This is a genomic window from Pseudarthrobacter sulfonivorans, assembly GCF_014712225.1.
Lineage (GTDB): Bacteria > Actinomycetota > Actinomycetes > Actinomycetales > Micrococcaceae > Arthrobacter > Arthrobacter sulfonivorans.
Map to the genome: position 1 here is coordinate 1 of NZ_JACXBW010000046.1, position 846 is coordinate 846.

At 63.4% G+C, this 846-nt stretch carries 2 protein-coding genes; both read left to right on the forward strand.

All coding sequences use genetic code 11. The features are described from left to right. The coding region (locus tag IAQ70_RS22980) for an OpcA/G6PD domain-containing protein (RefSeq protein ID WP_223860569.1) at positions 1-280 on the forward strand (280 nt) is incomplete at its 5' end. A gap of 119 nt (positions 281-399) precedes the next feature. Further along, the coding region (locus IAQ70_RS22480) for an alcohol dehydrogenase catalytic domain-containing protein (RefSeq protein ID WP_190992169.1) at positions 400-846 on the forward strand (447 nt) is incomplete at its 3' end.

Genomic DNA, 846 nt, shown 5'->3' on the forward strand with positions numbered 1-846 from the left:
GCTCACCCGCCGCGGCGGCGACGTCCAGCTCCACCGGCCCGGGCTCTCCATCGCGGAACTGACCCAGCCCGGCCAGCCCGCACAACGCATCTCCCTGCCCCGACGCAGCCTCAAAGACTGCCTCGCCGAAGAACTCCGCCGCCTCGACCCCGACGAAGTCTTCGGCGAAACAATCACCAACCTCCCAGCCACCGCAATCCAGCAGGAACCGGACATAACGTTCACGTGCAGCGGGGAACCGGAACATCATCAGGACCGCCAGTCACTGATCACCGTCTAAATGGACCGCATCAGCGGGATCGCGCAACCAAAGACGTGGAACCCCATCACGTCAGTGAGATTGGCACTTGGTGCCGATTCACCGGATCCGGACGGGTCCAGGAAAGGAACACAAGAATAATGGTCCATAAAGTTCAGGCTGTCATTGCCAGGGAGAAGAATGCCCCGGTTTCAGTGGAGACTATTCTGGTCCCGGATCCGGGGCCGGGGGAGGCCCTGGTGGACGTCCTTACGTGCGGGGTCTGCCACACGGACCTGCATTACAAGCAGGGCGGCATCGGGGATGATTTCCCTTATCTGCTGGGCCATGAGGCCACGGGTGTTGTCAGTGCCGTCGGGCCCGGCGTCACGCAGGTGGCTCCGGGTGACCGGGTGATCCTGAACTGGCGTGCCGTGTGCGGGGAATGCCGGGCGTGCGCCAAGGGCCGGCCGCAGTACTGCTTCAACACCCATAACGCGACGCAGAAGATGACGCTTGAGGACGGCACGGAACTCTCTGCCGCGCTGGGCATCGGCGCGTTCGCGGAGAAAACTTTGGTTGCCGCGGGGCAGTGCACCAGGATTGAT